We start from the raw sequence: 25,162 nt of genomic DNA, 5'->3' as shown, positions 1-25,162 counted from the left end.
GTCTAGTGACAGGCTTGACCCATGAGGCGGGCGGCGACAGGCGGATCGGGTAGGATCGGCGCATGCGGGAGCCGACGAACGGGCCGGGCCATGAGGACGTGGCGCTGCTGGTGGACTGGGAGAACCTGAAGTTCAGCCTGATGCAGCGGAACCGGAAGCCGAACGTCACGGCGCTCCGGGAAGCGGCAGAGCGGTTCGGGCGGGTGGCCTATGCGCGGGCGTACGCGGACTGGATGGACCCGGTGCAGGCGGGCGACCCGGCATCGCTCTACACGGCGGGGCTGGAGCCGGTGTACGTGCTGACGCGGCGGTACACGACGGCCGAGGGGGATGTGCGCATCCAGAATTCGGTGGATGTGAAGCTGGCGGTGGACTGTGTGGAGGCGAGCCACCTCTACCCGAACATCGGCACGTTCGTCATCGCCTCGGGCGACCACAGCTTCTTCCACGTGGTGATGCTGCTGCGGGCGCGGGGGAAGCGGGTGGTGGTCATCGGGGTGTCGTGGGCGACGTCGGCGCAGCTCGTGCAGCAGGCGGACGTGGTGCTGTACTACGACCTGGACGTGGAGCCGGACGTGGAGCGGGCGGCGGCGGCGCCGGCGAAGGAACCGGCGCCGGTGGCGAAGATCGAGCCGCGGCTGGCGGCGGCGGCCGCGCGGGCGCTCGAGCTGGCGCAGGCGAAGGGGCCGGTCTCGGCGGAGCCGCGGGAGATCGCAGACGTGCTCGGCCACATCATCGCGATCGTGGAGGACTTCCGGCGGGACGGGCGCGACCTGCCGCTCTCGCTGGTGGGGCAGGAGCTGCAGAAGCGGATGCCGCAGGCCGATTTCCAGCGGCTGGCGCGGGGCCGGGCGGGCGATTTCGCGCGGGCGCTGCACGAGTCGGGGCTCGTGAAGATGGTGAATGCGGACTTCACGGACTGGCTGTTCCTGCCGACGGAGCGGGCGGAGACCATCGAGCGGCCGCGGAACACGGGGCCGGAGCCGGGCCGGTACGACTACGGGCGGTTCAACTACAACGACCTGAGCGAGGAGCAGCGGCGGGCGGTCATCGTGGCCATCCACGACGAGCGGTACAAGCCGGGGGTCGGCTGGCTGACGTTCAACCGGATCGTGGAGACGCTGAAGCCGGTGGTGCGGCGCGAGGACACGGACGTGAAGAACCTGGTGAACAGCATGATCTCGTGGGGCGTGCTGAAAGTGGGCGAGACGAAGGTGGGGCATGCGCCGGATACGGGCGCGCAGTACGAGTACAAGACGTTCGAGCTGGACCTGCAGAACCCGGAGGTGCGGCGGGCGCTGCACCTGGAGTAGCGGCGGCCGGGGCGGGGTTCAGGCGGTGGCAGGGGTCGCGGCGCCGGCCGGCCGGCGGGCGAGCGCGGCGGCGACGAATTCGCGGAAGAGCGGGTGGGGGCGGTTCGGGCGGCTCTGGAGCTCGGGGTGGAACTGGGTGCCGAGCATGAAGGGATGAGCGGCCACTTCGGAGATTTCGACGAGGGCGCCATCGGGCGAGGTGCCGCTCACGCGGAGGCCGGCTTCTTCGAGGCGGGGGCGGTAGGCGTTGTTGAACTCCCAGCGGTGGCGGTGCCGTTCGCTGACGAGGTCGGCGCCGTAGGCGCGGTGGGCGACGCTGCCGGGCAGGAGGCGGCAGGGGTAGGCGCCGAGCCGCATGGTGCCGCCGAGGTTGACGACGCCGTGCTGCTCTTCGAGCAGGCTGATGACGGGGTGGGGCGTCTCCGGGTCGAACTCGGTGCTGTTGGCGCCGACGAGGCCGGCGACGTTGCGGGCGAATTCGGTCACGAGGGCCTGCATGCCGAGGCAGAGGCCGAGGTAGGGCGTGCCGGTGGTGCGGCAGTACTCGGCGGCGCGGATCTTGCCTTCCCAGCCGCGTTCGCCGAAGCCGCCGGGGACGACGACGCCGTCGGCGCCGGCGAGGAGGTCGGCGGGGGCGCGGGTTTCGAGCGCTTCGGCGGGCACCCAGCGGATGGCGACGTCGGCTTCGTGGGCGATGCCGGCATGGACGAGCGCTTCTTTGACGGAGATGTAGGCATCGCGGAGTTCGACGTATTTGCCGACGACGGCGACTTCGACGCTGCGCTTCGGGTGCTTGAGGCGGTAGACGAGGTCGCGCCATTCGGCGAGGTCGCGCTGGCCGGTGAGGCCGAGGCGGTCGAGGACGAAATCGCCGAGGCCGCGTTCTTCGAGGGTGATGGGGACTTCGTAGATGGTGTCGGCCGTTTCCATGGGGATGACGGCGCGGGGTTCGACGTCGCAGAAGAGGGCGACCTTGTCGGTGATGTCGCGGGGGACGGGGTGGTCGCTGCGGAGGACGATGGCATCGGGCTGGATGCCCTTGGAGCGGAGTTCGCGGACGGAGTGCTGGGTGGGCTTGGTCTTCAGTTCGCCGGTGGCGCCGACCCAGGGGAGGAAGCAGACGTGGACGGAGAGGGTGGCATCGCGGGGCTGTTCGTGGCGGATCTGGCGGATGGCCTCGATGAAGGTTTCGCCTTCGATGTCGCCGACGGTGCCGCCGACTTCGCAGATGAGGACATCGCAGCCGGTGCGCTCGGCGACGCCGTAGATGCGGGCTTTGATTTCGTTGGTGAGGTGGGGGACCTGCTGGATGGTGCCGCCGAGGTAGTCGCCGCGGCGCTCGCGTTCGAGGACGGCGAGGTAGACCTGGCCGGAGGTGACGGAGGAGGCGGCTTCGAGGTCCTGGTCGATGAAGCGTTCGTAGTGGCCGAGGTCGAGGTCGGTTTCGGCGCCGTCGACGGTGACGAAAACTTCCCCGTGCTGGTAGGGGGACATCGTGCCGGGGTCGACGTTGAGGTAGGGGTCGAGCTTCTGGATGGAGACTTTGATGCCGCGGGATTTGAGGATCCGGCCGAGGCTGGCGGTGGTGATGCCCTTCCCGACGGAGCTGACGACGCCGCCGGTGACGAAGATGAATTTCGGCATGGCCTCCTGCGTCCCGCGGGTGCTCTTCCGATGCTACGGCGCGGGGTGGGAGCGGTCAACGAACATTTGTGTTACGTCGCGCGTGCGGATCAGGCGGGGGATTTGCGGGCGGCGAGGCGCTGGCGGGCGAAGGCGGTGACCATGTCGGCGATGCCCATGAGGCCCATGCCTTTGCCCATGGAGACTTCTTTGCCGAAGACGGTGAAGACGCTGTCGCAGGGGACGGCGGCGACTTCTTCGAGGGGCTGGCCGGAGAGGGTTTCATCGAGGATGACGGCCCAGGCCTTAGCGGAGAGGCCCTGGGGGTTTTCGACGGCGAAGTGGAATTTGAGGGTGCCGTCGGGCAGGTCTTCGGCCCAGACGTAGGCGTCGGATTCGCACTTCTGGACGTGGTGCTCTTCGGGGAAGGGGCGGGTGGCGATGCGCTCGGGGACTTCTTCGAAGCGGTCGGCGTACTCGATGAGCATCTCGATCCGCTCCTGCCGGTCGGCGAAGGCGAAATCATCGATGACCTGCTGGAAGGCTTTGGGGGGCTGGGCCATGGGAGCGCTCCGGGGAAGGGACGCGGCGGGCAGCCGGGCCGCCCGCCGCGCCGGGATAGTTCAAGGGTAGCGAATGTCAGCGCTCGATGGGGACGCCGACGGAGTTGCCCCACTCGGTCCAGGAGCCGTCGTAGTTGCGGACGTTGGGGTAGCCGAGGAGGTAGGTGAGGACGAACCAGGTGTGGGAGCTGCGCTCGCCGATGCGGCAGTAGGCGATGACTTCGTCGCTGGGGCTGAGGCCCTGCTCCTGTTCGTAGATGGCTTTGAGCTCGGCGGCGGACTTGAAGGTGCCGTCTTCGGGGTTGGCGGCGCGGGCCCAGGGGACGTTCCTGGCGCCGGGGATGTGGCCGCCGCGGAGGACGCCTTCCTGCGGGTACTCGGGCATGTGGGTGCGCTCGCCGGAGTACTCCTGCGGGCTGCGGACGTCCACGAGCTTGACGCCGGTGCCGAGCTTCTTCAGGACTTCGTCGCGGAAGATGCGGATCCTGGAATCGTCGCGTTCGGGGGCCTGGTACTGCGTGGGCGGGTAGGTGGGGACTTCGCGGACGAGGGGGCGGCCCTCCTTCTCCCACTTGAGGCGGCCGCCGTCCATGATTTTCGCGTTCTTATGGCCGAAGAGCTGGAAGACCCAGAAGGCGTAGCAGGCCCACCAGTTGTTCTTGTCGCCGTAGAAGACGACGGTGGTTTCGGGGGTGATGCCGATGCGGCTGGCGAGCTTTTCGAAGCCGGCGCGGTCGAGGTAATCGCGCCGGAGGGGGTCGTTGAGGTCGGCGGCCCAGTCGACCTGGACGGCGCCGGGGATGTGGCCGGAGGGGTAGAGGAGGGGGTCTTCGTTGGATTCGATGATGCGGATGGAGGGGTCATCGAGGTGCTGGGCCACCCAGTCGGTGGAGACGAGCACCTCGGGATGGGCGTAGCCACGGGCTTCGATGTCGGCCATGGACGACCTCCCTGGGGATGGGCTGGGGATGGGCGGCGGGTGCCGCTGGCACGAGTGTAGATCGGCGGCCCGAGAAAGTCGAGTAAGAGAGTCAACAATCAGCCGGGGGCGAGGAAGTCGTCGCGGCCGGGGAGGCGGCGGGTGAGCTGGCCGCCGTCGACCGGCAGGTCGTGGCCGGTGACGAAGCTGGAGGCATCGGAGGCGAGCCAGGTGATGGCTTCGACGACCTCGTCGATGGTGCCCATGCGGCGGAGGGGAGTTTCGCGGGTGAAGGCGCGGACGACGGGCGGGATGAACATGTGGGCGGTCATCGGGGTTTCGACCAGGCCGGGGGAGACGACGTTGACGCGGACGCGCTGCGGGCCGTACTCGAGGGCGGCGATGCGGGTGATGTGATTGACGGCGGCCTTGGAGCCGCCGTAGGCGGCGAGGCCTTCGCCGACGAGGCGGGCGGTGATGGAGGAGATGGTGATGAGGGAGCCGCCGCCGGTCTTCGCCATGGCGTTCGCCATGTGGCGGATGAAGGAGACGGCGCCGAGGAACTGGACGGCGGCCATGGCGTGGAGGCGCTCGGGGGTGAGGTCGCGGATGGGGGTGCTCTGTTCGAAGCCGGCGGAGTTGAGGGCGACATCGAGGGTGCCGAAGCGCTCGAGGGCGGCGCGGGCGAGGGCTTCGACCTGCTCGTCGCGGGTGATGTCGCAGACGACGGGGATGGCGCCGCATTCGGCCGCGAGGGATTCGAGCTCGGGCTGGCGGCGCGCGGCGGCGATGACCGCAGCGCCTTCGGCAGCGAAGCGGAGGGCAGCCGCGCGGCCGATGCCGGAGGAGGCGCCGAGGACGACGGCGACCTTGCCGGCGAGGCGGCCGGCGCCGGGGGCCGGGAGGTCCGGTTCCGGGGCGGGTTCGGTCATTCGAGGCTGCCCCAGAGCTGCTTCGCCTGCGCGCGGAGGTCGGCGCGGAAATCGGGGTGGGCGATGGCGATGAGCTCCTCGGCGCGCTGGCGGTGGTTCTTATCGAGCAGGCGGGCGATGCCGTACTCGGTGATGACGGTATCGGCGAGGTAGCGCGGCACGGTGACGAGGGTGCCTTCCGGGTGCTGGGCGACGATCTTCGAGACGGTGCCTTCGAGGGCGGTGGAGCGGAGGACGGTGATGGCCCGGCCGTCGGGGCAGAGGGCGGCAGAGAGGTGGGCATCGGGCTGGCCGCCGGTGCCGTTGACCATATGGCCGCCGAAGCGGTCTTCGCTGGCGACCTGGCCGAGGAGGTCGACGGCGATGGCGCTGTTGATGGAGGTCATCTGGCGGTTCTGGGCCATCAGGAGGGGGTTGAGGAGGTAGTTCGAGTCGTAGAGTTCGAAGGCGGGGTTGCCGGCGATGATGCGGAGGTCGGTGCCGTCGCAGCCGGTCCAGGCGGTGGCGACGGCGCGGCCGCGGTGGATGGACTTGCGAGCGCCGGTGAGGACGCCCTTCTCCCAGAGGCGGGCGAGGCCGGGCGAGCCGAGCTCGGTGTGGAGGCCGAGGTCGTGGGCGTGGTCGAAAGCGCCGGCCTTGAACATGAGGGAGCTGGGCTGGCCGACGCCGACCTGGATGGTGTCGCCGTCGCGGATGAGCGTCTTCAGGTGGTCGGCGATGGCCTGGGCTGCGGGGTCGACCTCGGCGAGGCCGAAGGCCTGCTGGAGGATGCCGGGCGGCATGAGGTGGAACATGTCCTCGACGAGCGCGACCTGGTCGGACGAGGCCTGGCTGAAGATGTCGAGGAGGGCTTCGCGGTGCTCGGGCGGGGCCTGGGTTTCGATGCGCTGGCGGACGGCGGCCAGGTCGACGGGCTGGATGGCGCCATCGACGAAGGTGTCGATTTCGGAAACGTGGATCCAGGTATCGCCGAAGACGGGCTCGATGTTGGGGTCGATGGCGGCGATGGTGTGGCGGCAGCGGCGGACGTAGGCCTTCTTGTGCCACATGTGGGGGCCGAAGTTGACGTAGCCCTTCTCGTTCGGGGGCGAGACGGCGACGAGGAAGACGTCGGGGATGCGGGCCTCGGGCCGGCCGGCGTCGAAGGCCTTGAATCCGAGCATGAAGGTGTTGGGGAGGTAGGTGGCGATGCGCTGGTCGTGGGCGGGGCGGAGGGCATCGCCGATGAAGAGCGCGATCTCCTTTTCGCCTTTCGGGCCATCGGGGGAGAAGAGGGGCACTTCGCGCGGGGCGAGGCAGCGGATGTCGACGCGTTCGAGCTTGCGGGCGCGCTCGAGAAGGGCGGCGGTGAGGACGCCGGGGCAGAGGATGCCGAGGCCGACGAGGTGGCCTTCCTGGACGGCTTCGAGGGCTTCGGCGGGGCTCTTCTTGCGCGACTCGAACTCGTCGCGCCAGTCGCGGTAGCGGCGGGTCGAGGTGGCGGTCATCGGGGCTCCTCCGGGTGGGCTGCGGCGGCGGGCCGTGCGGCAGCGGCGGCGCGGGCCGCGCCGCGGATGGCTTCGGGGAAGGCGGCGGGCGGGAGGTCGCCGGCCTCGAGGCGGCGGACGGCGGCCCGGACGCCGGCGACGGCGGCGAGCTGGCGGAGCGCCTGCGCAGCGAGCCAGGCCGGCGCGGCGGCGCCGGCGAGGGCGCGGAGCTCGCCCGGGCGGGCGATGCCGGCTTCATCGAGGAGGCCGGGCAGGCGGTAGAGGACGAACGGGCGGAGGTCGGGCAGCGCGCTGTGGAAGGCGGCAGTCGAGCGGCTGACCGGCGCGGCGGCGAAGGCGGCGCGGGCGGCGGCTTCGAGGCCGGCGCGGGCGGCGTCGACGGCGTCGGCGAGGGCCGCGGCCTCTTCGGCGGTGGCGGCGGCGGCGCGGGCGAGAGCCTCGGCGAGCGCACCGGGCTCGGGCGGGGATTCGAGCCAGCTGAGCGCGCCGGCCGGGGACATGGCGGCTACTCGAGCTCCATCCAGCGGTCGTAGAGCTGGTGGAAGTGGCGGATCTTGGTTTCGTTGTAGCTGGCGAAGACGACCTCGGGCCGGCGCATGGTCTTCAGGCCGAGCTGGACCTTCGGGATGTTGAAGGTGTCCTGGTTGAAGACGCGGGCGAGCATGCCGAGCTCGGGGGCATCGGCCCAGTCGTCATCGGGGCCGAGCCAGTGGATGGGCGCGGCGGGCGGCCGGGGCTCGCCCTTCGGCCACGGCGCCAGGAACATGCACTCCATGATGCATTCGTCCGGGTTGTCGCCGTGAGGCCGGAAGCGGTAGGTGATGCGGTTGAAGGCGCCCCAGGGGTGGAAGTTGGGGAAGACGGTGTAGTAGATGGAATCGAGGTATTCGGCGTCGCAGTAGGTATCGGCGTCGTCGCCGATGACGGCGCGCATGCCTTCGCGGCTGAGCATGGCGGCGAACTGGCGGGCGCCCATGCCCGGGGGCACCTCGGCGAGGGGCGGCGTATCGAGGTTCCGGTCGAACATGGCGTCGAGCATGTCCTGCTGGCCGGGGGTGTCGCGCAGGTGGGGGCTCGGGGTGCCGTTGGGCGTGATGGCGCGGGAGAAGTTGCCGAAGACGTCGTACTGGGAGTTGGAGTCGCCGATGCCGTTGAGGAGCTGGGGGTGGGTAGCGACGACGTGGTAGGCCTCCATGAAGGCTTCCTGGGCGACCTTCCAGTTGCAGCGGAGGATCTTGGCGACGTGGGCCTGCTTGAAGCGGTTGGCGAGGTCCCAGCGTTCGAAGTGGCGGGGGAGGTCGCCGAGGAACTGTTCGAGCGGTTCGGCTTCGGGGTCGGGGTTGATGAAGACGAAGCCGCCCCAGGTGCCGACCTGGACTTCGGGCAGGCGGTAGTCGCGCTCGTTGACCTCGGGGAAGTCCCACTGGCAGACGACTTCCTTGAGGGAGCCGTCGATCTCCCAGCACCAGCCGTGGAAGGGGCAGCGGAACTCCTGGGCGCCGCGGCCGTCGAACTCGCGGAGCTGGCGGCCGCGGTGGAGGCAGGCGTTGTGGAAGGCCTGGATGCGGTCCGGCGCGGAGCGGACGACGAGGAAGGAGAGGTGGGCGATGTCGTAGACGATGTAGTCGCCGACGTTGGGGATGTCTTCTTCGCGGCAGGCCATCTGCCAGGCGCGCTTCCAGATTTTTTCGACTTCGCGGTCGTGGATGGCCTTGCTGAAGTACTGTTCGGCGGGCACGCGGGTGACGCCGGGTTCGATGGGGGATTCGAGGCGGAGGACGGGCGGGACGGGGCGGGAGTCCTGGTCGAGGAGCTCCTGGTAGAGGGTGCCGGCGGAGCGGTAGCCGGCGGAGGTGAGGCGGCCCTGGTCGCCGACGGTCTTGAGCGCCATGGTGGGGGAACCTCCTTCGGGTCAGTCGTGGACGATTTCGAGGCCGCGGGCGCGCTCGGCGCGGTGGCCCATGCCTTCGACGGCTTTGCCGCCGACCCAGATGATCATGTGGGGGTCGGCGTAGGTGAGGGGGCCTTCGAGATGGCGGGTGGTGAAGCCGTCGAAGATGCCGTAGGCCTCGCCTTTGATGACGCGGACGCGGTTGCCGGGGAGCTCTTCGTAGATGGCGCCGGAGAGGGGGTGGCGCTTCTTGCGGGGCGGGCGGGTGAGGGGGGCGGGTTCGGCGTGGGGGTCGGCCATGGCTATCCTGCCTGCCAGATTTTTGGCCATACGGCCAGTGCCGCGACTATACTGGGGGCCGCGAACGATTGCAACGGTCTCTCGCAGGTATCGGCGGGAGCGATGCGCGGGAGGGAACAATGCGCAGGTGGGAAGGCGAAGCGGACCTCGAGGTGCTGCGGGCGGGGTTCCGCCGGCGGGTGGCGCTGGAGCTGTTCACGAAGCCGACACCGCCGGGGAAGGTGCAGGGCTGGGGCGGGGCGTTCCGGGCGGAGCCGCTGGTGGTGCCGGCGATCGGCCGGGGAGTGGTGACGCTCGATGACGGCGACGAGCTGGAGGTGATGGTGGAGAGCTTCGACGCCGTCACGGGGCGGGGGACGCTGTTCGGGCTCGGCGCGCCACCGCGGGTGCTGCGGGGCTAGCGGGCCGCCGGGGCGCGGTAGGCCGCGGAGCCGGGCGTGGGCAGCACGGTGACGGGCATTTGCTCCGGTTCGAGGCCGAGGGTGATGAGCACCTTGGCGAGGCCGAGGAAGAGCCCGACGCCGAGGGTGAGGGCGGCCAGCCCGGCCTCGCCGAGGTCGCGGCGGAGGGTTTCGCCGAGGGCCGGGTCGGCGCGGGCCGGGTCGCCGATGATGGCGTCGGTCCAGGCGAGGATGCGCTTCTCCCGATCGGAGAGGCTGGATTCGGCGTAGGCGTCGGTGACGAGGTCCAGGGTGGCTTCGTCGAGGCCTTCCTCGCGGGCGAGGGAGAAGCGGACCTGGCGGCAGAAGCCGCAGGCGGTAACGCGGGCGTTGCGGATGCGGGCGAGTTCGCGGTCGCGCTGGGAGAGGGCGGGGTCCATCCAGAAGTCGGCGTAGAGGGCGGCGAAATTCTGCTGGATGGCGGGCGCGTGGGCGAGGACGGTGTGGAAGGCGGGCGGCTGGCCGGGGACGGCAGAGGGAACGCGAGGGACGGTGGACACGGTCAGGCTCCTTCGAGGCGGCTGGCGGCGAGGGTCATCCGGCAGAGGGCATCGAACATGGCGAGGGCGGCGAGCAGGGTGACGGCGGCGCGCTCGCCGCAGGCGTCGCGGTAAGCGAGGACGGGCGCATCGGGCAGGTCGTGGTGGCGCCACGGGATACAGCCGGCGATTTCGAGTGCGAGGGCGTCGGCGGGCGGGAGGCCGGGCGGGCATTCGCCCCGGGCGAGGGCCTCGGCCTCGGCCGGCGGGAGGTTGGCGAAGGCGGGGCCGCAGGCGGCCGGGTCGGCGCCGTGGAGGGCAGCCACGAGCCGCCGGCAGCGCTCGAGGGTGGCGGCGGGCACGGCGTCCGGGTCGAAGCAGGCCGCGAGGAAGCGTTCGAACCCGGCACGGAGGTGGGGGAGGGATTCCAGGTGAGCGGCGAGCGGGGCAGGGATGACGGGCTGTGCCACGGCGGAATACTGGACCATTGGCCAAAGCTTTGTCCAGCAGGATAAACTCCCGCCGATTTTCGCCACGGGAGGCAGGCATGGAGATCGCGGGCAAGGTTGCGATGGTCACGGGCGCGGGCTCGGGCATCGGCCGGGCGTGCGCGGAGCGGCTGGCGCGCGAGGGCGCGAAGGTCGTCGTGGTCGACGTCGACGCGGCGGGCGGGGAGGAGACGGTGCGGCGGATCGCGGCGGCGGGCGGCGAAGCGGCGTTCGTGCAGGGCGACATCGGCACCCCGGAAGGGGTGGCCGAGACGTTCCGGGCGGCGAAGCGGGTGTTCGGGCGGCTGGACATCGTCCACAACAACGCGGGGATCATGACCGGGGACACGCCGGGCTGGCCGGATGCGCCGCTGGAGAAGGTGTTCCGGGTGCTCGCGGTGAACGCTGCGGGGGTGGTGATGGGCACGCGGGCGGCGGTGGAGGCGTTCCGGGAGCACGGGGAGGGCGGCGCGGTCATCAACACGGCGAGCATCGCGGGGCTCGGGCCGCTGCCGTTCGACCCCGTCTACGCGGCCTCGAAGGCGGCGGTCATCCACTTCACGAAGTCGTGCGCCATCCTGAGGGAGCTAGAGAACGTGCGGGTGAACGCCGTAGCGCCGGGGATGGTGGACACGCCGATCATCGCGAAGACGGGCGATGGGACGCGGCCGGCGGCGTGGCTGGAGCCGTCGCTGGCGGGCGCGGTGCTGCTGCCGCCAGAGCGAATCGCGGAGGAGGTGGTGCGCCTCATCCGGGACGATGCGCTGGCCGGCGAGGTGAGCGTCGTGATGCACGAGAGCGCGGCGCCGGCCGCGGGCGGGTAGGATACGGCCGCCCGCGGGACGAGCCGCTTCGGACCGGGAAACGACAACGAGAAGGGAGTTGCTGCGATGCCGATGGAGAGCCTGCCGGTGGAGTTCCTGTTCACGATGACGGCGCAGGTCGCGCCGCCGACGATCATCCAGGGCGGCCCGCAGGGGTCGCGGTTCATCGTGAGCGTGCCGGGCGGCACGTTCGAAGGCCCGAAGCTGAAGGGCACCATCGTCGCCAATTCGGGCGGCGACTGGGTGACGCTGCGGCCGGACGGGAGCATGAAGCTGGACGTGCGGCTGACGCTGCAGACGGACGACGGGGCGCACATCCTCGTGACGTACACGGGCATCGGCGCGCGGGGCGCGGACGGGACGACGAAGGTGTACTCGGCGCCGCTGTTCGAGACGGGGGCGGAGAAGTACGCCTGGCTGAACAACGTGCAGGCGGTCGGGGTCGGGACGACGACGCCGGGCGGGGTGACCTACGAGGTGTACGCGCTGCGCGCCTGAGGCTGGCGTCAGAGGCGGCGGGCCGCCTCGGCGAGGAGCTCGAGGGGCGAGGGGTGCCAGGGCAGGGCGGCGGCCAGCTGGCCGGCGGTCGCCTCGGCCTGCATGAGCGCGGCGGCGGCGCTGACCAGCTCGTGGGCGCCGGGGCCGGCCGCCTGGACGCCGAGGATTTCGCCGGTGCGGGCGTCGGCGTGGAGGCGGACGAAGCCGGGCTGGCCGCCGCGGACGGCTGACCAGGCGGAGCCCTCCGACGGGACGGTCGCGGTGGCGAGCCGGAGGCCGCGGGCGCGCGCCGCTTCGGCAGTGAGCCCGACGGCGGCGAGCGGCGGGACGGCGTGGACCAGGCGCGGCACGGCGGCGAGGCGGAAGCGGCGGGGGTCGCCGGCGGCGCCCGCGCCGGCAGCGCGGCCCATCGCAGCGGCAGTGCTGGAGAGCATGCCGCGGCCCGTGACGTCGCCGGCAGCGAAGATGCCCGGCACGGCCGCGGCGGCGGTTTCGTCGACCGGGATGGTCCCATCCGGGGCTGGCGCGAGCCCGGCGCGTTCGAGCGCGAGCCCTTCGGCCGAGGGGACGCGGGGGTCGGCGGCGAGGACCACGGCGGCGTCGACCGCTACCTCGACGCCGGGCGCGGCGAGGCGGACGGCGGCGCCTTCGGCAGCGGCCGGCACAGCGTCGCGGTGGACGGCGATGCCGAGCGCGCCGAGGAGGTCGGCGATGACCGGCTGGAGGTCGGCGTCGAAGCCGTCGCAGACGGCGGGGCCGGGCGCGGCGAGGGTCACGGCAGAGCCGGCGAGAGCGAGCAGCACCGCGTACTCGATGGCGAAGAGACCGCCCGAGGGGCCGCCGCCGAGGACGAGGCAGGAGGCCGGGGCTTCGCGCCACGTTTGGACGACGTCGGGGGTGGCGAAGCGGTCGGCGGGGAGCCCGGGAATCGTCGGCGGCTCCCAGCGGGCGCCGGCAGCGATGACGACGGCCCCGGCGCGGACCGGTTCGCCCCCGGCGACGGCGAGGAGCTCGGGCTCGAGGAAGCTGGCGTGGCCGGCGATGAGCTGGACACCGGCGCGGCGGAGCGCGGTTTGGGTGGCTGCCGCGAGGCCGCGGACGAGCGCGCGGGCGCGGTCGTTGGCGCGGCCGAGCTGGAAGGTTTCGCCCGCGGCGAAGACGCCGGCGAGGCCGAGTTCGCACGCGCGGGCGAAACCTTCGGCCGCGTCGAGGAGGATGGAGGTGGGGATGCAGGTGTGGTGGACGCAGGAGCCGCCGGGCTGCTGGGCCTCGATGAGGGCGACGGAAGCGCCGAGGCGCGCGGCTTCGAGCGCGGCAGCCACGCCGGCGGCGCCGGCGCCGATGACGGCGACGTCGAAGCGGGCGGGCGCGGTCATACGAGCAGCCGGTAGGGGGATTCGAGGAGGTCGCGGACCTCGGCGAGGAAGGCCGCGCCGGGCGCGCCGTCGACCGCACGGTGGTCGATGGTGAGGCTGAGCGTGAGCGTACGCGCGCGGACCGGGCGGTCGCCCTCCCACGCGACGTCGTCGACGATGCGGCCGATGCCGAGGATGGCGACGTTGGGCGGGTTGATGATGGGCGTGAAGAACTCGACACCGGCCATGCCGAGGGAGGTGACGGAGAAGGTCTGGCCGGCGTAGTCGTCGAGGCCGAGCGCGCCGGCGCGGGCGGCTTCGGCGAGGCGGGACGTTTCGCGGGCGAGGTCGCGGAGGCTGAGGGCGTCGGCGCCGCGGATGACGGGGACGACGAGGCCGGCTTCGAGGGCGACGGCCATGCCGATGTGGACAGCCGGCTCGAGGACGATGGCGTCGGGTTCGACGCGGGCGTTGAGGGCGGGATGGCGGCGGAGGGCCTTCGCGGCGGCGCGGATGACGAGGTCGGTGATGGAGGGGCGGATGCCCTCGGGCTGCCACTCGGCGATGAGCTGCTCGCGGAGGCGGAGCGCCTCGTCCATCCGGACGCGCATGCTGAGGGTGAGCTGGGCCATCTCCTGGAGGCTGCGGTGCATGCGGTCGGCGATGGTGCGGCGCATGCCGCGGAGGGGGATGCGCTCGCCGGGCGCGGAGGGCGGTGCGGTCGCGGGCGCAGGCGGCGGCGCCGCGGGCGGGGCGGGGCGGGCGGCCGCGGCTTCGACGTCTTCCTTCGTGATGCGGCCGCCGGGGCCGGTGCCGCGGACCGCGGCGAGGTCGATGCCGAGTTCGCGGGCGAGGGCGCGCGCGACGGGGGTGGCGGCGGGCGGTTCGGCCGGCGGGGCTGCCGGCGGCGCGGGAGCCGCGGCGAGAGCCGCGTGGGCGCGGCGGACGTCCTCCTCGGTGACGCGGCCGCCGGGGCCGGTGCCGAGCACGGCATCGAGCGGGACGCCGAGGTCGGCCGCGAGGCGGCGGGCAGCAGGCGAGGCGGCGAGGCGTCCCTCCGCCGGGGGCGGCGGCGGGACGGAGGCGGGGGCGGCCGGCGCGGCTTCGGCGGCCGGGAGCGGAGCGGCCGGGGCGCCGGCGGGCGGCGCTTCGCCGGGCGCGAGAATCCAGCCGACGACGGCGCCGGGCGGCAGGGTGGCGCCGGCCGGGACGGCGTGGCGGAGGATGCCGTCGGCCTCGGCTTCGACCTGGAACTCGATCTTCTCGGTTTCGAGGCGGTAGACGATGTCGCCGGCGCAGACGGGCGCGCCGTCGGGCACGAGCCATTCGGCGACGGTGCCTTCGGTCATGGTCATGCCCAGTTTCGGGATGAGGACGTCAGTCGGCATGGGGCGCTCCGGGGGTGAGGTCGAGGAAGAGGCCGGCGCGGGCCGCGTGGGCGAGCGCGCGGCGGGGGTCGATGAGGCGGGGCCCATCGGGGAGCGGGAGGAGGCGGGCGCGCTGGCCGGGGAGCAGGCGGCGCTCCCGCTCGCCATCGAGGGCGATGATGCCGGGGCCGCGCCATTCGACCGCTTCGCCGAATGGCGCGGCGCGGTAGCTGCGGACCGGGACGGGGACGATGAGGCCGGGCGCGAGCGCGGCGGCGACGGGACAGCCGGGTTCGCCGAGGTCGAGGGCGATGGCCGCGCCGGCGGGCATCGCGAGGCCGAGAGCGCCGCCGATGGCGGCGAGGCCGGTGACGGCCGGGTCGGAACGGAGGAGGAGCGCGGCCCGGAGCTCGGCCGGCCGCCAGACGGCGCGGGAGCCGGTGAAGGCCTCGTCGACGAGGGCAGCATCGACGAGGGCGAGGTCCGGCGGTTCGCCGTCGACTTCGACGGCGATGACGGGGCAGCGGACGGCGGCAGCCTCGATGGGCACCCGGCCGGAGGCGACGAGGCCGGCGGCGAGCCCCGCGGCCGTGGGTTCGCAGGCGAGGGGGAAGACGTTGTTGGTGCCGGTGGAGATGGGGAGGATGGGCAGGCCGGGCCAGCCGGCGGCGGCCGCCCGGCAGGTGCCGTCGCCGCCGAGCACGAGGACGGCGGCCGCGCCGCGCTCGCGGCACGCGGCGGCCGCGTTCCGCGTATCGAGCGCGGAGCCGGTGAGCGGCACCGGGAGCGGGACGGGGCGGAGCGGCGGCGCGAACGGTTCGAGCGCGTCTTCGGCGAGGCGGTGCGGGCCCGGCAGGTAGCAGATGTCGCGGGCACCGGCGGCGGCGGCGCCGGCGAAAAAGCGGCGGAGCACGGCTGCCTTGTCGGCGTCGGTGGAGACGGGCGCGCGGGCGACGAGGCGGCGGATGTCCTTGCCCGAGGCGGGGTTGGCGATGACGCCGACCGGGCCGGGGGGCATGGCTACGCGGCCCGGCCGAGGAGGCGGAGGACTTCGGCGGCGATGCGGTCGGCGTTCGGCACGTAGTGGGCTTCGAGCGCGGGGCTGAACGGCACGGGCGAGAACGGCGCGCCGACCCGGCCGACGGGCGCATCGAGGTGGTCGAAGGCGGCTTCTTGCAGCTGGGCAGCGATCTCGGCGCCGAAGCCGCCGAAGCGGACGGCCTCGTGGACGACGAGGGCGCGGTGAGTCTTGCGGAGGGATGCGACGAGCGTCGCGGTATCGAGCGGGACGAGGGTGCGGGGGTCGATGACCTCGGCGTCGATGCCGTGCTCGAGCAGCTTTTCGGCGGCGGCGAGGCTTTCGTGGACCATGCGGCCGGTGGCGATGATGGTGAAGTTCGTGCCGGGGCGGGCGACGGCAGCCTCGCCGAGGGGGATTTCGTACATCTCTTCCGGGACGGGGCCGGCGAGGCCGAGGAGCGCCTTGTGGTTGATGACGATGACGGGGCTGTCGTCGCGGACGGCGGCGATGAGGAGGCCCTTGGCTTCGTACGGGCCGGAGGCCATGACGACTTTGAGGCCGGGGACGTGGCAGAACCAGGCTTCGAGGCTCTGGGAGTGCTGGGCGGCGAGGTTGAGGCCGGCGCCGGCCATGGTGTGGATGGTGAGGGGCAGGCGCGCTTTGCCGCCGAACATATAGCGCATCTTGGCGGCCTGGTTGACGAGCTGGTCCATCGCCACGCCCATGAAATCCATGAACATGATGTCGATGATGGGGCGGAGGCCGGTGGCGGCGGCGCCGACGCCGAGGCCGACGAGGGCGGCTTCGCTGATGGGGGTATCGACGACGCGTTCGGGGCCGAACTCATCGAGGAGGCCGCGGCTGAAGCCGAAGACGGAGCCGTAGAGGGCGACGTCTTCGCCGGCGAGGAAGACGGTCGGGTCCTCGCGCATGAGCTGGCGGAGGGCCTCGTTGATGGCCATGACGGTGGGGAGCTGGCGCTGGGCGGTTGCGGCGGTCATCGGTGCGGCTCCGTGGGGCTAGCTGGCGTAGACGTCTTCGGTGAGGGCCGACGGGTCCGGGAAGGGGCTGGCCTCGGCGAAGGCGACAGCCTCGCGGACCTCGGCCTGGATGGCGTCGCGGACGGCGGCGGCGCCGGCGGCATCGAGGATGCCGAGCTCGGCGAGGCGGCGCTCGAGGAGCGTGATCGGGTCGCGCTCACGCCAGGCGCGGACTTCGTCGTCGGAGCGGTAGACGACGCCCATGCCGCGGACGCCGACGTGGTCGAAGAAGCGGTAGGTCTTGCATTCGAGGAGGGTGGGGCCTTCGCCGCGGCGGGCGCGGGCGATGGCCTCACCGGCGGCTTCGTAGACGGCGACGGCGTCCATGCCGTCGACGACGATGCCGGGGAAGCCGTAGCCGGCGGCGCGGTCGGCGATGTCGCGGATCGCCTGGTGGCGGTCCTGGCGGGTGAATTCGCCGAAGCCGTTGTTCTCGCAGACGAAGATGAGGGGGAGGCGGTAGAGGCCGGCCATGTTGGCGGCTTCGTGGAAGGAGCCTTCGTTGGAGGCGCCGTCGCCGAAGAAGCAGGCGGTGACGTTTTGCGTCTTGCGGTACTTGTTGGAGAAGGCGGCGCCGACGGCGATGGGCGGGCCGCCGCCGACGATGCCGTTGGCGCCGAGCATGCCGAGGTCCATATCGGCGATGTGCATGGAGCCGCCTTTGCCGCGGCAGTAGCCGGTGGCGCGGCCGAAGAGCTCGGCGAACATCTGGCGGAAGTCGCCGCCGACGGCGACGAGGTGGCCGTGGCCGCGGTGGGTGCTGGTGACCTGGTCGCCGGGGCCGAGGTGGGCAGCGACGCCGGCAGCGACGGCTTCTTCGCCGACGTAGAGGTGGAGGGCGCCGGGGATGCGGCCGGCCTCGGAGAGCCTGCCGGCCTCTTCTTCGAAGAGGCGGATGCGGAGCATGCGGCGGTGGAGGTCGAGCAGGGTCTCGGGGGAGGGAGGCATTTGGCACCACCGGTTTGGTTTTTGGCCGGGCGTCCAACGGCGGCGTAACTGTACCGAAACAGGCGGCGGGCCGAAAGGGGCGTTCAGGGCTTCGGCCTGTTAGCCTAACTGTTAGCCACGCAAACGAACGGGGGCCGCCGGGCCCCTCGGGGATGGATGAGGATGGCACGACTGGATATCAACGCGATTCGGCGCAGGCAGATCATCGACGCGGCCGTGGCCGTGATGGCAGAAAAGGGCTGGGCCGAGACGTCCATCGACGAGGCGACGAAGCGGGCGGAGGTGAGCCGCGGGCTCGTCTCGTACCACTTCAAAGACAAGGCGGACCTGCTCTCGGGGGTGCTGGCGCGCTGCCAGGAGATTTTCAACGAGTCGGTGCAGGAGGCGCTCGGGGAGAGCAACGACCCGGTCGAGACGATGCGGGCGGTGACGCGGATCGGGATCGAGCTGGCGAAGGTGAACCCGGTGCCGTACGAGGTGTTCGTGCAGTTCACGGCGAGCGCCAAGCGCGACCCGCGGCTCGGGGAGGAGATCCGGGCGCTCTGGGAGGGCTTCCGGCGGACGACGGCGGCGGCGATCCGGGCGGGCCAGCGGGCCGGGGCGTTCCGGCAGGACCTCGACGCGGACGCGGCAGCGGCGCGGCACATCGGCGCCGTAACCGGGGTGGCGCTCCAGTGGCTGCTGGAGCCGGGCGCATTCGACTTCGAGGAGACGGAGCGGCAGACGATCGAGATGCTGATGGCCTACCTCGTGGCGGACGGCGCCGGCGGGGGGAGCGCGGGGGCGGCGGCCGCAGCGGCGAAGGGGTGAGGCTCGCCATCGACGCCCAATTTCTTGGCTGATCTTCCAAAGCTTCGGGCAATGTGGTAAAAGCTCCCGGCAGCAGCGCGGGCGCGCCGGGACAGCGCGTCCCGCGGATGGAGGGGACAGCCATGCAGATGCTCGAAGGGAAAGTGGCCGCGGTCACCGGCGGGAGCCGCGGCATCGGCCGGGGGATCGTCGAAGCGTTCCTCCGGGAGGGGGCGTACGTCGCGTTCAACGGGCGCGACGCGGCGAAAGGGCAGCAGGCGCTGGCGGAGCTGTGCGCCGGCGACCGGGCCGTCTTCGTGCCGGGCGATGCGCGCAGCAGCGAGGACGTGCGCCGGCTGGTGGAGACGGCGGCGGAGCGCTGGGGCCGGCTCGACATCATGGTGAACAACGCGGGCGGCATCACCCGGCCGGCGCCGATCGCGCAGCTCGACGACGACGCCTGGGAGAACGACATCCGCTGGAACCTGAGCGGGGTGTTCTACGGGACGAAGTGGGCGCTCCAGCGGATGATCCCGCAGGGGTCGGGCCGCATCATCAACATCTCGTCGGTCGAGGGGAAGCAGGGCGCGGCGGGGATGGCGGGCTACGTGGCGGCGAAGCACGGGGTGAACGGCCTGACGAAGACGACGGCGCTCGAGGTGGGGCGGCTGGGCATCACCTGCAACGCGATCTGCCCCGGGCTCATCATCACCGACGCGGTGCGGGACTCGGGCGATGCGACGGCGAAGGCGATGGGCCTCTCCGGCCTCGACGAGATGGTGGAGAAGATTTTCAAGGCGAAGACGGCGACCGGCGACATCAACACGGTCGAGCAGGTGGCCGCGGTGGCGCTGCTGCTCGCGGGCGAGGCGGGGGCCGGGATCACGGGCGCGTGCATCTCGGTCGACTGCGGGACCGCGCAGTACTGAGGGGGCGGTGCGATGGCTGGCGAGAAGCTCTGCTCGTGGGATGCGGACCTCAACCCGCGCTACCGGCTGGTGACGACAGGGAACGTGGAGGAGGTGCTGCCGGGGGTCATCAAGCCGCTGACGGCGGACCTCATCAACCAGTGGGACTACCGGTTCACGACGCGGATGGCGGAGGAGCTGGGGGTGCTCGACCTCGTGCCGACGGCGCCGCCGCCGGCGATGAACGTGCTCGGGGTGGTCGGCGGCCGGTGGACGCTCGGCGTGGCGTGGTCGATGGCGATCACGTCGACCTACCAGGTGGGCGGCGGGACGGACATGCTGAAGCAGTTCGTCGAGGGGGACGAGCTGACGGCCGGGCAGGCGCAGAACCTGGAGCGGGCCAAGGCAGCGCGCCGGCGCATCACGGCCCGGTGGCGGAACGCGGAGCGGGAGATCGCGCGGGGCCGGGAGGTTTCGGAGCGGGCGTACCGGCAGGCGTGGGCGCGGGAGTACCCGCGGCTGCGGGGCGACGAGCTGCTGCGGGCGGTCGAGGAGAACCTCGACGTCGTCGCGGGACTGTTCACGTCGCACGTCATCGTGTCGGTCGGGGGCGCGGAGTACACCGGGATGCTGGGAGCGCTGCTGGGCGAGCACCTGCCGGGGCACCCGCCGGCGTGGGTGACGACGCTGACGAGCGCGCTGCGGGATGTCGAGAGCGCGAAGCCTGGCAAGGCGACGTGGGACCTCGCGCGGGCCGGCCGGAAGAGCGCGGTCATCAGCGCGGCGGCAGAGGAGCTTTCGAACGATGCGCTGCTGGCGCGGCTGGCGGCGCCGGTTTCGCCGGCGTGGGAGGCGTTCGCGGCCGGCTACCGGGAGCTGATCCGGGAGTACGGCTTCCGCGGGCCGCGGGAGACGGACCCTTCGACGCCGACGTGGGACGAGGCGCCGGCCCTGCTGCTCGGGGCGCTGCGGGCGGACATGGCGGCCCCCGCTTCGGCGGACCCGCACCGGCGGGAGGCGCGGGCGGCGGCGGCGCGCGAGCGGCTCGAGGAGACGATTGCGGCGAAGCTGCCGGCGAAGGCGCAGGCGGCGTTCCGGGAGACGCTGGCGATGGCGCAGCGGCTGAACCGCGGCCGCGAAGGGACGAAGGCGAACTGGGCGCGGGCCTGCCGGGCGTTCCGGCCGCCGCTGCTGGAGATCGGGCGGCGGCTGGCGCGGCGGGGGGCGCTCGAGCAGCCGGAGGACGTGTTCTTCCTGCGGCTGGCGGAGGTGCGCGAGTTCGAAACGCTGGACGGGGCGGCAGCGAAGGCGGCTGTCCGCGCGCGGCAGGAGGAGTACCGCCGGCTGGAGGGCTTCCGGCTGCCGGAGGGCGTCTTCGAGCTGCCGGCTTCGCTGGTGCCGGCGGAGAGCGGCGCGGCGGCGAACGGGGCGCTCGCCGGGCAGGGTGTGAGCCCCGGGACGGCGACGGGCCCGGCGCGCGTCATCCCGGACCTCGATGCGGCGCTCGCGGCCGACATCGCGCCGGGCGAGGTGCTCGTGCTGCCGGTATTCGATGCGCCGATGGCGCCGCTGTTCGTGCCGGCGGCGGCGCTCGTCGTGGAGACGGGCGGCATGCTGAGCCACGCGGCGATCGTGGCGCGGGAGTACGGCATCCCGGCGGTCGTCGGGGTGAAGGACGCGACCCGGCGCATCCGGGACGGGCAGCAGGTGACCGTGGACGGCAGCGCCGGGACGGTCGCGCTCGCATGATCGAGGAGTTCACCGGCCGGGGCTGACGCCCGGCGGAAGGAGGACGGAGCATGGATCTCGGGTTAAAGGGGAAGCGCGCGCTGGTCACGGGGGCGAGCCGGGGCATCGGCCGCGCCATCGCGGAGACGCTGGCGGCGGAGGGCGCGCACCTCGCCATCTGCGCGCGGAACGCAGAGGGGCTGAACGCCGCCGCGGAGCAGCTGCGCCGGCACGGCGTCACGGTCGCTGCGGAGGCGGTCGACGTCGGCAAGCGGGACGACTACCTCGCGTGGATTGCGCGGGCGGGCGAGCAGCTCGGCGGCATCGACATCTTCGTGAGCAACACGAGCGGGGGCGCCGCGCCGGGCGAACAGGGCTTCGTGCAGAACTTCGAGGTCGACATGCTGGGCGCGGTGCGCGGGTTCGAAGCGGCGCGGCCGTTCCTCGAGAAGTCGGAGGCGCCGGCGGTGGTGTTCATCAGCACGACGGCGGCGGTGGAGACGTTCGGGCAGCCGAACGGCTACGGGGCGATGAAGGCGGCGCTGATCAACTACGCGAACGCGCTCTCGCAGGCGTATGCGCCGAAGGGGATCCGGGTGAACGTCGTCTCGCCGGGGCCGATTTACTTCGAGGGCGGCCCCTGGGCGATGATCAAGCAGGCGATGCCGCCCTTCTACGAGGCGACGCTGAAGCAGCAGCCGATGGGGCGGATGGGGACGCCGGAGGAGGTAGCGCGGGCGGTGGCGTTCCTCGCGAGCCCTGCGGCCTCGTGGATCACGGGGGTGAACCTCGTGGTCGACGGCGGGTTCACGAAGCGGGTGAACTTCTAGGCCGCCGCGGGGGCGGGAAGGAGGCTGGCCGATGGGCCGCATCGACGGCTACCTCGTCTGCGGGGGGAACTGGCACGACTTCGACGGGCCGCGGCTGCGGCTGCTCGAGCTGCTGGCGGAGCACGAGGAGGTGCGGGTGCTCGTGGGGCGGGACTTCCGCGACACGGAAGGGCTCGCGGGCTGCTCGTTCCTCATCACCTACACCTGCGACTTGCGGCCGACGGAGGCGGAGGTAGAGGCGCTGGCGCGGTTCGTGGAGGGAGGCGGGCGGTGGTTCGCGCTCCACGGGACGAACGCGGTGTTCGAGATGGAGGCGGAAGGCGTGCGGAGCCCGCGCATCCTGCGGCGGTACATGGAGGTGCTGGGGAGCCAGTTCATCGCGCACCCGCCGGTGGGGAGCTACCCGGTCTGGCCGGCGGCGGAGCACCCGCTGGTGGCGGGGCTCGGCGAGTGGCGCACGGGGGAGGGCGAGGAGCTGTACCTGTGCGAGTACCACGGGGAGGTGCGGCCGCTGATGGTGACGCGGTTCGGCGGCGAGGCGCCGGGCTTCGCCGAAGCCTCGTGGCCGGGGGAGCGGGAGTGGCCGGTGCTCTACCTCCACCCGTACGGCGCGGGCGCGGTGCTCTACCTGACGCCGGGCCACCGGCGGCGGCGGTACGACATGCTGACGGCGCCGGGCGGGCGGGCGTACGGGAGCATGGCGGGGCGGTTCCAGCTGCCGGAGTACCCCCGATTCGAGCCCGGGTCGTGGGAGGTGCCGGAGTACCTCGAGCTGCTGCGGCGGGGCATCCGCTGGGCGAAGGGCGAGTACCCCCTGCTGTGAGGCGAACCCGGCCGGCGGCGGTCCCCCTCCCGCCGGCCGGGCGCGCCGGGCGTCAGTCGCGCGGGAGGCCGAGGCCGCGCTGGGCGATGATGTTGCGCTGGATTTCGCTGGTGCCGCCGGCGATGGTGAGCGAGACGGCGTTGAGGTAGCCGCGGGCGGCCTCGCCGCGGAAGGGCGCGGCGGCGCGGTCCATGAGGGCGCCGGCGGTGCCGAGCATCTTGAGCGCGGTGTGGGCGATGCGCTGGCCGGTCTCGGAGGTGAAGAGCTTGGCGATGGAGGCCTCGGCGTTGGGGATTTTGCCGGCGGCCTGCATGCTGATGATGCGGTAGGCGAGGAGGGTGAGGACCTGCACTTCGACGGCGCGGTCGGCCCAGGCGAGGCGGGCGGCGGCGGCGGTCGAGGGCGGGAGCTGGGCCCGGTTTTGGCGGAGCCAGGCGGTGTACCGTTCGATGCTCTTCCGCTGGCCGACGGCGGTGCCGATGGAGGAGCGCTCGAAATCGAGGGTGGTGGCGCCGACGTACCAGCCGCGGTTGACCTCGCCGACGACGTTGCGGGCGGGGACGCGGACGTCTTCGAAGAAGACTTCGTTGAAGTCGTGGCCGCCGGCCATGTTGACGAGCGGGCGGACGGTGATGCCGGGCGACTTCATATCGACGAGGAAGTAGGTGATGCCGCGGTGCTTGGGGGCGTCCGGGTCGGTGCGGGCAAGGAGGAAGCACCAGTCGGCGAAGTGGGCGAAGGAGGTCCAGATCTTCTGGCCGTTGATGACGAAGTCGTCGCCGTCGCGGACGGCGCGGGTCTGGAGGGAGGCGAGGTCGGAGCCGGAGCCGGGTTCGGAGTAGCCCTGGCACCAGAGGACTTCGCCGCTGAGGATGCGGGGGAGGTGTTCGCGCTTCTGTTCGTCGGTGCCGTGGGCGATGAGGGTAGGGCCGAGCATGGCGACGCCGAGGCCGCCGGGCTGGGGGGCGCCGGCCTCGGCGAATTCCTGGTTGAGGATGAACTGTTCGACGACGGACATGCCGGCGCCGCCGTACTCTTTCGGCCAGACGGGGGCGATCCAGCCGCGGCGGACGAGGGCGTCGCGCCACTGGCCGAAGCCGGGGTCGGCGCGGGGGTCGTAGAAGAAGCCGGTGACGCCGCGGATGGATTCGGGGAGGTTGTCGCGGATGAAGGCGCGGACCTCCTGCCGCCAGGCGGCCTGTTCGGGCGTGTCGCGGAGCTGCATGGGTAGGGGCGTCTCCTTCAGGCGGGTTCGAACTCGAGGTAGAGGGCCTTGAGCCCCCTGAGGATAACGCTCGGGACGTGGGTATAGTCGTTCTTGCCCTCGGCGGCGCGGATGGCGCGGAGGCGCTGGAGGAGGAGGGTGAAGGCGATGCGGGCCTCGAGGCGGGCGAGGGCCGCGCCGAGGCAGTAGTGGATGCCGCGGCCGAAGGCGAGGTGGCCTTCCGGGGCCTCGCGGTCGAGGTCGATCTCATCGGCGTGGGGGAATTCGGCCTCGTCGCGGTTGGCGGAGGCGTAGGAGAGGAGGATGCGGGAGCCGGCGGGGATGGGCGTGCCGCCGATTTCGGTATCGACGACGGCCTGGCGGAAGAGCCCCTGGACGGGGGATTCGAGGCGGAGGGCTTCTTCGACGAAGTTGGGGATGCGGTCGGGCTCGGCGCGGAGGCGCTCCTGCAGCTCCGGCTGCTGGACGAGGATCATCATGCCGGAAGCGATGAGGTTGGTGGTGGTTTCGTTCCCGGCGACGAGGATCTGCTGGAGGATGCTGAGCATTTCGGCCATATCGAGCGGGCGGGCTTCTTCGCCGTCGAGGCCGATGTGGGCGTTCAGCAGGTCGGTGAGGATGTCGTCGCGGGGGTTGGTGCGTCGCTCTTCGAGGCGCTCGGCGAAGTAGTGCTGGAATTCGACGATGGAGCGGGCGCATTCGATTTCGCGCTCGCGGGTGAGGAAGCCGCCGAGGGGGGCGACGGAGTCGTCGGACCAGCGCTTGAAGCGGTCCATATCGGCGCGATCGACGCCGAGGGCGTCGGCGATGACGGTGAGCGGGAGCGGGACGGCGAACTGGCGGACGAGTTCGACTTCGCGGTCGCCGATGAAGCGGTCGATGAGGTCGCTGGCGATGGCGGTGACGGAGGGTTCGAGGCTGGCGACGCGCCTGGCGGAGAAGGCTTTGTTGACGAGAGCGCGGTAGCGGGAGTGGGCGGGCGGGTCGTTGGTGAGGAGGGTGTTCACGGGCATCCAGCCCTGGCGCATGATGGCGATGACCTCCTCATCGGGGACGGGGCGGAGGCCGGGGCCGGATTTGGAGGAGAAGATTTCGGGGTGGCGGAGGACGTGGAGGACGTCGTCGAAGCGGGAGACGATGAAGAAGCCGGCGCTGGGGACCTGGTAGACGGGGCATTCGCGGCGCATGGCCTCGTAGAAGGGGAAGGGGCACTCGGCGGTTTCGGGTGCGAGGGGGTTAATCTCGGCGAGGCTGGGCATTTGGCTGCTCCCGCAAGGTTTTGGCCGATCGGCCAGCGCGGAGAAGTGTAGCGGGGCGGGGACGGCGCGTGAAGGGGGCGTATCGACGCGGTCGATGCTTGCAATCGAGTGC

Annotated in this window: 26 protein-coding genes; 9 read left to right on the top strand and 17 right to left on the bottom strand. The window is 72.1% G+C overall.

Features of this window, described 5'->3' with window-relative positions; genetic code table 11:
* Positions 1-62: 62 nt before the first annotated feature.
* Positions 63-1,313, top strand: a complete 1,251-nt coding sequence (locus N2041_RS03370; RefSeq protein ID WP_297675810.1) for an NYN domain-containing protein — start codon at positions 63-65, stop codon at positions 1,311-1,313.
* Between the two features lie 18 nt (positions 1,314-1,331).
* On the opposite strand, the gene N2041_RS03365 is transcribed toward N2041_RS03370, so the two are convergent.
* The 8 genes from N2041_RS03365 to N2041_RS03330 all read right to left on the bottom strand — a co-directional run bounded on the left by N2041_RS03365 (position 1,332) and on the right by N2041_RS03330 (position 9,028).
* Positions 1,332-2,957 (bottom strand): CTP synthase, encoded by a 1,626-nt coding sequence (locus N2041_RS03365; RefSeq protein ID WP_297675808.1) that lies wholly within the window; start codon positions 2,955-2,957, stop codon positions 1,332-1,334.
* Positions 2,958-3,046: 89 nt separating this feature from the next.
* Positions 3,047-3,499, bottom strand: a complete 453-nt coding sequence (locus N2041_RS03360; RefSeq protein ID WP_297675805.1) for a SufE family protein — start codon at positions 3,497-3,499, stop codon at positions 3,047-3,049.
* 76 nt (positions 3,500-3,575) lie between these two features.
* A complete protein-coding gene (locus N2041_RS03355; protein ID WP_297675803.1) occupies positions 3,576-4,439 on the bottom strand; it encodes a sulfurtransferase in 864 nt (287 codons plus the stop codon).
* 98 nt (positions 4,440-4,537) lie between these two features.
* Positions 4,538-5,350 carry an SDR family NAD(P)-dependent oxidoreductase gene (locus tag N2041_RS03350; protein WP_297675801.1) on the bottom strand — a complete coding sequence of 271 codons (813 nt, stop codon included), beginning with the start codon at positions 5,348-5,350 and terminating at the stop codon, positions 4,538-4,540.
* Positions 5,347-6,837 carry an acetyl-CoA hydrolase/transferase C-terminal domain-containing protein gene (locus N2041_RS03345; RefSeq protein WP_297675799.1) on the bottom strand — a complete coding sequence of 497 codons (1,491 nt, stop codon included), beginning with the start codon at positions 6,835-6,837 and terminating at the stop codon, positions 5,347-5,349. The genes N2041_RS03350 and N2041_RS03345 overlap by 4 nt, the downstream gene beginning before the upstream one ends.
* Positions 6,834-7,337, bottom strand: coding sequence for a hypothetical protein (locus N2041_RS03340; RefSeq protein WP_297675797.1), 504 nt, complete (start codon positions 7,335-7,337; stop codon positions 6,834-6,836). The genes N2041_RS03345 and N2041_RS03340 overlap by 4 nt, the downstream gene beginning before the upstream one ends.
* Before the next feature lie 5 nt (positions 7,338-7,342).
* Complete coding sequence (locus N2041_RS03335) at positions 7,343-8,728, bottom strand: aromatic ring-hydroxylating dioxygenase subunit alpha (RefSeq protein WP_297675795.1); 1,386 nt, start codon at positions 8,726-8,728, stop codon at positions 7,343-7,345.
* Between the two features lie 21 nt (positions 8,729-8,749).
* Positions 8,750-9,028, bottom strand: a complete 279-nt coding sequence (locus N2041_RS03330) for a hypothetical protein (protein ID WP_297675793.1) — start codon at positions 9,026-9,028, stop codon at positions 8,750-8,752.
* Between the two features lie 119 nt (positions 9,029-9,147).
* Here N2041_RS03330 and N2041_RS03325 point away from each other — a divergent pair, with 119 nt between their 5' ends.
* A complete protein-coding gene (locus N2041_RS03325; RefSeq protein WP_297675791.1) occupies positions 9,148-9,429 on the top strand; it encodes a hypothetical protein in 282 nt (93 codons plus the stop codon).
* Here N2041_RS03325 and N2041_RS03320 read toward each other — a convergent pair.
* Positions 9,426-9,968: a carboxymuconolactone decarboxylase family protein gene (locus tag N2041_RS03320; protein ID WP_297675789.1), complete on the bottom strand. Its 543-nt coding sequence runs from the start codon at positions 9,966-9,968 to the stop codon at positions 9,426-9,428. The genes N2041_RS03325 and N2041_RS03320 overlap by 4 nt on opposite strands.
* Before the next feature lie 2 nt (positions 9,969-9,970).
* Complete coding sequence (locus tag N2041_RS03315; protein ID WP_297675787.1) at positions 9,971-10,417, bottom strand: hypothetical protein; 447 nt, start codon at positions 10,415-10,417, stop codon at positions 9,971-9,973.
* 77 nt (positions 10,418-10,494) lie between these two features.
* On the opposite strand from N2041_RS03315, the gene N2041_RS03310 reads away from it, so the two are divergent.
* Together N2041_RS03310 and N2041_RS03305 are read left to right on the top strand one after the other, a co-directional pair.
* The gene (locus N2041_RS03310) at positions 10,495-11,259 is read left to right on the top strand and encodes an SDR family NAD(P)-dependent oxidoreductase (RefSeq protein ID WP_297675785.1); all 765 of its coding nucleotides are present in this window, start codon (positions 10,495-10,497) and stop codon (positions 11,257-11,259) included.
* 66 nt (positions 11,260-11,325) lie between these two features.
* A complete protein-coding gene (locus N2041_RS03305) occupies positions 11,326-11,757 on the top strand; it encodes a DUF3237 domain-containing protein (protein ID WP_297675783.1) in 432 nt (143 codons plus the stop codon).
* A gap of 8 nt (positions 11,758-11,765) precedes the next feature.
* Here the strand turns inward: N2041_RS03305 and N2041_RS03300 are convergent, their stop codons facing one another.
* The 5 genes from N2041_RS03300 to N2041_RS03280 are packed head-to-tail and all read right to left on the bottom strand — an operon-like array spanning position 11,766 to position 17,488.
* A complete protein-coding gene (locus N2041_RS03300) occupies positions 11,766-13,133 on the bottom strand; it encodes an FAD-dependent oxidoreductase (protein ID WP_297675781.1) in 1,368 nt (455 codons plus the stop codon).
* Positions 13,130-14,500: a dihydrolipoamide acetyltransferase family protein gene (locus tag N2041_RS03295; RefSeq protein WP_297675779.1), complete on the bottom strand. Its 1,371-nt coding sequence runs from the start codon at positions 14,498-14,500 to the stop codon at positions 13,130-13,132. Before N2041_RS03295 ends, N2041_RS03300 begins: the two co-directional genes overlap by 4 nt.
* Positions 14,490-15,497, bottom strand: coding sequence for an NAD(+)/NADH kinase (locus tag N2041_RS03290; RefSeq protein ID WP_297675777.1), 1,008 nt, complete (start codon positions 15,495-15,497; stop codon positions 14,490-14,492). The genes N2041_RS03295 and N2041_RS03290 overlap by 11 nt, the downstream gene beginning before the upstream one ends.
* A 2-nt stretch (positions 15,498-15,499) precedes the next feature.
* Positions 15,500-16,501 (bottom strand): alpha-ketoacid dehydrogenase subunit beta, encoded by a 1,002-nt coding sequence (locus N2041_RS03285; protein ID WP_297675775.1) that lies wholly within the window; start codon positions 16,499-16,501, stop codon positions 15,500-15,502.
* Between the two features lie 18 nt (positions 16,502-16,519).
* Positions 16,520-17,488 (bottom strand): thiamine pyrophosphate-dependent dehydrogenase E1 component subunit alpha, encoded by a 969-nt coding sequence (locus N2041_RS03280; RefSeq protein ID WP_297675773.1) that lies wholly within the window; start codon positions 17,486-17,488, stop codon positions 16,520-16,522.
* A 162-nt stretch (positions 17,489-17,650) separates the two neighbouring features.
* On the opposite strand from N2041_RS03280, the gene N2041_RS03275 reads away from it, so the two are divergent.
* The 5 genes from N2041_RS03275 to N2041_RS03255 all read left to right on the top strand — a co-directional run bounded on the left by N2041_RS03275 (position 17,651) and on the right by N2041_RS03255 (position 22,566).
* Positions 17,651-18,298, top strand: a complete 648-nt coding sequence (locus N2041_RS03275) for a TetR/AcrR family transcriptional regulator (RefSeq protein ID WP_297675771.1) — start codon at positions 17,651-17,653, stop codon at positions 18,296-18,298.
* A gap of 122 nt (positions 18,299-18,420) precedes the next feature.
* Positions 18,421-19,206, top strand: a complete 786-nt coding sequence (locus N2041_RS03270; RefSeq protein WP_297675769.1) for an SDR family NAD(P)-dependent oxidoreductase — start codon at positions 18,421-18,423, stop codon at positions 19,204-19,206.
* Between the two features lie 12 nt (positions 19,207-19,218).
* On the top strand, positions 19,219-20,934 hold the full coding sequence (locus N2041_RS03265) for a PEP-utilizing enzyme (RefSeq protein WP_297675767.1): 1,716 nt from the start codon (positions 19,219-19,221) through the stop codon (positions 20,932-20,934).
* A 50-nt stretch (positions 20,935-20,984) separates the two neighbouring features.
* Entirely contained in the window at positions 20,985-21,743 is a 759-nt protein-coding gene (locus N2041_RS03260) for an SDR family oxidoreductase (RefSeq protein ID WP_297675764.1), read from the top strand.
* Between the two features lie 31 nt (positions 21,744-21,774).
* Positions 21,775-22,566 (top strand): ThuA domain-containing protein, encoded by a 792-nt coding sequence (locus N2041_RS03255; protein WP_297675762.1) that lies wholly within the window; start codon positions 21,775-21,777, stop codon positions 22,564-22,566.
* A gap of 52 nt (positions 22,567-22,618) precedes the next feature.
* On the opposite strand, the gene N2041_RS03250 is transcribed toward N2041_RS03255, so the two are convergent.
* Entirely contained in the window at positions 22,619-23,791 is a 1,173-nt protein-coding gene (locus N2041_RS03250; RefSeq protein ID WP_297675759.1) for an acyl-CoA dehydrogenase family protein, read from the bottom strand.
* Positions 23,792-23,808: 17 nt separating this feature from the next.
* Positions 23,809-25,050 carry a cytochrome P450 gene (locus N2041_RS03245; RefSeq protein ID WP_297675757.1) on the bottom strand — a complete coding sequence of 414 codons (1,242 nt, stop codon included), beginning with the start codon at positions 25,048-25,050 and terminating at the stop codon, positions 23,809-23,811.
* Between the last annotated feature and the right edge of the window lie 112 nt (positions 25,051-25,162).

The organism is Tepidiforma sp. (assembly GCF_026419595.1).
Taxonomy (GTDB): Bacteria; Chloroflexota; Dehalococcoidia; order Tepidiformales; family Tepidiformaceae; genus Tepidiforma.
The sequence above is the reverse complement of the archived record's forward strand: the minus strand, read 5'-3'. Positions and strand labels throughout refer to the sequence as shown.

Coding starts and splice junctions, on each gene's coding strand:
- N2041_RS03370 (WP_297675810.1), top strand. CDS start 63: ATGCGGGAGCCGACGAACGGGCCGGGCCATGAGGACGTGGCGCTGCTG.
- N2041_RS03365 (WP_297675808.1), bottom strand. CDS start 2,957: ATGCCGAAATTCATCTTCGTCACCGGCGGCGTCGTCAGCTCCGTCGGG.
- N2041_RS03360 (WP_297675805.1), bottom strand. CDS start 3,499: ATGGCCCAGCCCCCCAAAGCCTTCCAGCAGGTCATCGATGATTTCGCC.
- N2041_RS03355 (WP_297675803.1), bottom strand. CDS start 4,439: ATGGCCGACATCGAAGCCCGTGGCTACGCCCATCCCGAGGTGCTCGTC.
- N2041_RS03350 (WP_297675801.1), bottom strand. CDS start 5,350: ATGACCGAACCCGCCCCGGAACCGGACCTCCCGGCCCCCGGCGCCGGC.
- N2041_RS03345 (WP_297675799.1), bottom strand. CDS start 6,837: ATGACCGCCACCTCGACCCGCCGCTACCGCGACTGGCGCGACGAGTTC.
- N2041_RS03340 (WP_297675797.1), bottom strand. CDS start 7,337: ATGTCCCCGGCCGGCGCGCTCAGCTGGCTCGAATCCCCGCCCGAGCCC.
- N2041_RS03335 (WP_297675795.1), bottom strand. CDS start 8,728: ATGGCGCTCAAGACCGTCGGCGACCAGGGCCGCCTCACCTCCGCCGGC.
- N2041_RS03330 (WP_297675793.1), bottom strand. CDS start 9,028: ATGGCCGACCCCCACGCCGAACCCGCCCCCCTCACCCGCCCGCCCCGC.
- N2041_RS03325 (WP_297675791.1), top strand. CDS start 9,148: ATGCGCAGGTGGGAAGGCGAAGCGGACCTCGAGGTGCTGCGGGCGGGG.
- N2041_RS03310 (WP_297675785.1), top strand. CDS start 10,495: ATGGAGATCGCGGGCAAGGTTGCGATGGTCACGGGCGCGGGCTCGGGC.
- N2041_RS03305 (WP_297675783.1), top strand. CDS start 11,326: ATGCCGATGGAGAGCCTGCCGGTGGAGTTCCTGTTCACGATGACGGCG.
- N2041_RS03300 (WP_297675781.1), bottom strand. CDS start 13,133: ATGACCGCGCCCGCCCGCTTCGACGTCGCCGTCATCGGCGCCGGCGCC.
- N2041_RS03295 (WP_297675779.1), bottom strand. CDS start 14,500: ATGCCGACTGACGTCCTCATCCCGAAACTGGGCATGACCATGACCGAA.
- N2041_RS03290 (WP_297675777.1), bottom strand. CDS start 15,497: ATGCCCCCCGGCCCGGTCGGCGTCATCGCCAACCCCGCCTCGGGCAAG.
- N2041_RS03285 (WP_297675775.1), bottom strand. CDS start 16,501: ATGACCGCCGCAACCGCCCAGCGCCAGCTCCCCACCGTCATGGCCATC.
- N2041_RS03280 (WP_297675773.1), bottom strand. CDS start 17,488: ATGCCTCCCTCCCCCGAGACCCTGCTCGACCTCCACCGCCGCATGCTC.
- N2041_RS03275 (WP_297675771.1), top strand. CDS start 17,651: ATGGCACGACTGGATATCAACGCGATTCGGCGCAGGCAGATCATCGAC.
- N2041_RS03270 (WP_297675769.1), top strand. CDS start 18,421: ATGCAGATGCTCGAAGGGAAAGTGGCCGCGGTCACCGGCGGGAGCCGC.
- N2041_RS03265 (WP_297675767.1), top strand. CDS start 19,219: ATGGCTGGCGAGAAGCTCTGCTCGTGGGATGCGGACCTCAACCCGCGC.
- N2041_RS03260 (WP_297675764.1), top strand. CDS start 20,985: ATGGATCTCGGGTTAAAGGGGAAGCGCGCGCTGGTCACGGGGGCGAGC.
- N2041_RS03255 (WP_297675762.1), top strand. CDS start 21,775: ATGGGCCGCATCGACGGCTACCTCGTCTGCGGGGGGAACTGGCACGAC.
- N2041_RS03250 (WP_297675759.1), bottom strand. CDS start 23,791: ATGCAGCTCCGCGACACGCCCGAACAGGCCGCCTGGCGGCAGGAGGTC.
- N2041_RS03245 (WP_297675757.1), bottom strand. CDS start 25,050: ATGCCCAGCCTCGCCGAGATTAACCCCCTCGCACCCGAAACCGCCGAG.